The sequence below is a fragment of the Chrysiogenia bacterium genome, assembly GCA_020434085.1.
Classification (GTDB): Bacteria; JAGRBM01; JAGRBM01; order JAGRBM01; family JAGRBM01; genus JAGRBM01.
Window position 1 is genome coordinate 1 of the sequence record JAGRBM010000092.1, and the last position, 4,028, is coordinate 4,028.

The 4,028-nt window shown below is 63.5% G+C and carries 4 protein-coding genes; 2 read left to right on the forward strand and 2 right to left on the reverse strand.

The features are described from left to right. Positions 1-520, reverse strand: a 520-nt coding sequence (locus KDH09_03215) for a hypothetical protein (GenBank protein MCB0218679.1), incomplete at its 3' end; no start/stop codon positions are given. Between the two features lie 171 nt (positions 521-691). On the opposite strand from KDH09_03215, the gene KDH09_03220 reads away from it, so the two are divergent. Both KDH09_03220 and KDH09_03225 read left to right on the forward strand, forming a co-directional pair. Further along, on the forward strand, positions 692-1,180 hold the full coding sequence (locus tag KDH09_03220) for a cyclic nucleotide-binding domain-containing protein (protein ID MCB0218680.1): 489 nt from the start codon (positions 692-694) through the stop codon (positions 1,178-1,180). Positions 1,181-1,347: 167 nt separating this feature from the next. Further along, the gene (locus KDH09_03225; GenBank protein ID MCB0218681.1) at positions 1,348-2,424 is read left to right on the forward strand and encodes a PilT/PilU family type 4a pilus ATPase; all 1,077 of its coding nucleotides are present in this window, start codon (positions 1,348-1,350) and stop codon (positions 2,422-2,424) included. A 162-nt stretch (positions 2,425-2,586) separates the two neighbouring features. Here the strand turns inward: KDH09_03225 and KDH09_03230 are convergent, their stop codons facing one another. After that, positions 2,587-3,924: a TRAP transporter large permease subunit gene (locus tag KDH09_03230; GenBank protein ID MCB0218682.1), complete on the reverse strand. Its 1,338-nt coding sequence runs from the start codon at positions 3,922-3,924 to the stop codon at positions 2,587-2,589. Between the last annotated feature and the right edge of the window lie 104 nt (positions 3,925-4,028).

Below are 4,028 nucleotides of genomic sequence, written 5' to 3' on the forward strand. Positions count from 1 at the left end.
CCATTTCGAGGAAGCTGAGGTCGTCGACGGCGAAGGCCTGTCCCAGGTGATGGGCGGCCTCGTCGTGGCGCCCGCGGGCGAGTTCGGTCTCGGCGATGAGGCGGTGGCCCTCGTGGAGGAGCGCGCTGTCGCGGGCAATGGCGAGGAGCTCGCGCGCCTTCTCACACACCGCCGCCGGGTCTTTGGGCTCGTAGTAGTAGGCCAGGAAGTAGGCGGTGACGCCCTTCTGGTGGGCGGCTTCGGGAAGCTCGGCCTCGGCCCTGAGGCAGCATTCAAGCGCGGTTTCCAGGTCGCGCTGCTTGGCATGGACGTAATGGAGCAGGGTCCAGCACTGGGCGCGGTCCTCGGGCGTGGCGGCATCTTCGAGGGAGGCGCGAAGGAACGCCTCGGCCCCCTCGTAATCGCGGCGGGAGACGAGCGCTTCAAACGCCATGAAGCGCCGGTCCAGGGAGCCGGGGACTTGCGGGTCGGGGGTGCTCATCTGCGCGCAAGGATAGCTGGCCCGCGCGGGGCCGCTCAAGCGGGCTCGTCCTTCGACAGGCTCAGGACGAACGTAGTTCCCGTTCGCCCTGAGCCAGTCGAAGGGTGGAACGGGTCTCTGACTGCGCTGGTTGGCAACCCCGGGGGGCGCCGGTATAGTTTCGCGCGCTTGCAACAGACAGACCGGCGGGGGACGCCGTGGGAGTGCGTGGTGGAGAAGACCGATTTCCTCAACGTCTTTGAGGGGCTTGAGGGCAGCGAACTCATTCAGGATACGTTTCTCTTCGAGAAGCTGAACTTCGACGAAGCGGCGGGGCTGGCCTCGCAGTTCGAGCTGCGCGCCTACGAGCCCGGCCAGACCATTCTCGAGCAGAACGCCATCGGCGAGTCGCTCTACCTGGTAAAATCCGGGAAGGTGGCCGTCATCAAGTCCGATGGCGAGCACGAGCAGCAGCTCGCCGAGCTGGGCGAGGGCGAGCTGTTTGGCGAGATGTCGCTCGTCGAGACGGAGCTGACCTCCGCGTCGGTGCGCGCGGTTGGCAAGACCGAGTGCCTGGTGCTGCCCAAGTTCGCCATCGAGCAGATCATGAAGCACGACCGCGACTTCTCGCTGAAAATTTACCAGGCCTTCTGCAAGATCCTCTCGGAGCGCCTTCGCCGCACGACGCAGGATCTGTTCGAGGCGCGAAAGGGCCGGTAGGAGCCTGCCCGGTCGTGATCGGGGAAACCCGTCATTCTGAGCAAAGCGAAGAATCGGTTGGAGCCGGCTGGGACGCGATTCTTCGGGGCGAGCCCCTGAGAATGACAACATTGAGAGCGAATCCAGCAAGCCGGACTGTTCTGTATGATCAAGTGGGGACGTAGATCATGAACATCGAGTATCTCAACAAGATTCTGGCGGCGGGTGTGAACAACAACGCCTCGGACATCCATCTCAAAGTCGGCCGGGCGCCGATGTACCGCGTCAACGGCATGTTGCACGAGATCAAGGCGCCCAAGCTGACGCCCGAGGACACGCGCTCGGTCTCCGAGGCGCTGCTCAAGCAGAACCTCACGCCGATCAACGTCGACGACATCACCGAGTACGATTCCTCGTACACGCTGGAGGGAACCGGCCGGTTCCGCATGAACATCTACAAGCAGCGCGGCAACCACACGGTCATCCTGCGCGTCATCTCCATCGAGATTCCCAGCTTCGAGCAATTGGGCTTGCCGCCCTCGCTCCAGAAGATCGCCTCGATGGAGCGCGGCATGGTGCTGGTGACCGGCGTGACGGGCAGCGGCAAGTCGTCGACCCTCGCGGCGATCATCGACTACATCAACACGAACCGGAACGTGCACATCCTGACGCTTGAAGATCCCATCGAGTTCGTGCATCCAGACAAGAACTCCTCGGTGAGCCAGCGCGAGGTGGGGCAGGACTCCAAGAGCTTCTCGGCGGGCCTGCGCGCGGCGCTGCGCCAGGACCCCGACGTCATTCTGGTGGGCGAGATGCGCGACTTCGAGACCATCGACATCGCGCTCAAGGCCGCCGAGACCGGCCACCTGTTGCTCTCGACGGTTCACACCACCGATGCGCCCAGCACGATCAATCGCCTGGTAGCCGTCTTCCCGGCCGAGCAGCAGGCCGGCGCGCGGCTGCGCCTGGCGGAGAATCTCAAGGCGAGTATCTCCCAGCGGCTCATCCGCCGCGCCGACGGCAAGGGCCGCGTCGCCGCCGCCGAGATCATGATGAGCAGCATGTCCATTCAGGAGAGCATCCGCGAGCCCGGCAAGCTTAGCGAGATGCGCGGCCACATCGAACGCGGCTACTCCGACGGCACCACCCAGAGCTTCGACCAGCACCTCACGGATCTCTATCGCAAGGGAATCGTCACCCTCGAAGACGCCAAGGCCGCCGCATCGAGTCCCGCGGACTTCGAACGCGCGCTGAACATCGAGTAGGGCGGCTGCTGTTATAAGAACATTCCTGTCATCCCGAACGAACGTGAGGGATCTCGCAACGACGAATCAGCGTTGTCCCTTGTGCGGGCAACAGCCTTCGTATCTGCGAGATCCCTCACGTTCGTTCGGGATGACAGATGCGTGAATGCGAAGGGAGCGAGGCTAGCGCACCAGCCACAGGCTCAGCCCCTCGAAATAGGTGATCGCTGCCAGTGAGAGCAGCAGCAGAATCAGGAAGGGCACGCTGGCGCGGAAGACCTCGGAGACGGGTTTGCGGAAGAAGGTGCTGGAGATGAACAGGTTGATGCCAAACGGCGGCGTCACGAACCCGATCTCCAGGTTGATGACGAAGATGATTCCCAGGTGGATGAGGTTCACGCCGAAGGCCTCGGCAATGGGGACGACGAGGGGGCCCACGATCAGGATCGCGCTGAAGATGTCCATGATGCAGCCGACAATGAGCAGCAGGACGTTCAGCGCGACCAGGAATCCCAGCGGGCTCTCGACGTAGCCGCGAATCCACTCGGTGGCTTCCTGGGGGATCTGTTCGATGGCCAGAAAGTTGGTGAACGCCAGCGCCATCAGAAGAATGATCAGGATCGCGCCAACGAGCACCATCGAATCGACGATGATGGATGAAAGATCCGAGAGCCTCAGCGCCCTGTGGACGAAGACCTCGATCACGATCGCGTAGAGCAGGGCCACGGCAGAGGCCTCGGCCGCGGTGGTGATCCCCCCGTAGATGGAGCCCAGCAGAATGACCGGCAGCAGCAGGGCCCAGATGCCGTGGACGGCTTTTTCCCTCACGAGTTCGAAGGACAGGCGCTCGCGGGCGACGCCGTATTTCCCGGCGCGCCAGCTCGAGTAGAGCACCATGGTTCCGATGGAGAGGATGCCGGGAATGACACCCGCCAGGAAGAGCTTGTTGATGTCGGTCTTGGCGATGACGCCGTAGATGATGAGCGGTAGCGAGGGCGGCGCCATAATTCCGATGGCCCCGCAGGAGGTGAGAAGCCCCAGCGAGAAGACGTCGCTGTAGCCCTCTTCCTTGAGCGCGGGGTAGAGCATTCCGCCGATGGCGATGATCGTCACTGCCGAGGCCCCCGAGATCGCCGCGAAGAAGGTGCACGCGGCAATCGTCGTGATCGCCAGCCCGCCGGGCAGGAACCCGACTGCCGCGCGCGCGAACTCGATGAGCCGGGTCGAGATCTCCCCGCGGGTCATCACCATGCCGGCGATCGTAAAGAACGGAATCGCGATGAGGACCGGCGACTCGGTCACGCGGAACATCTGGAGCGGGATGGAAACGGCGTATTCGTGGAAGTGCGCCACGTAGTCGGAAAACGGTGCGCCGTCTTCGGCCAGCCACGCCAGGTCCTCGCCGCCCTCACCCCAGAACACAAAGGACGTGAGCGAGAGGATCGCCAGAACCAGCCACAGCGGCACGCCGCTGTTGAGCAGCACGAGAAATACCAAAACCAGCAGGAGGGCTGTCCACATCAGGATGTGCCCTCCTTGCGTTCAAGCTGGCGCGCGGCCAGCTCGGCGGCGTGGATGTCGGCCTCGTCATCGAAGCGGTGCTGGTAGGAAAAATCCCCGGTGCG

Excerpts from the sequence above, each read along its gene's own strand:
- KDH09_03230 (MCB0218682.1), bottom strand. The coding sequence starts at position 3,924 with ATGTGGACAGCCCTCCTGCTGGTTTTGGTATTTCTCGTGCTGCTCAAC.
- KDH09_03225 (MCB0218681.1), top strand. The coding sequence starts at position 1,348 with ATGAACATCGAGTATCTCAACAAGATTCTGGCGGCGGGTGTGAACAAC.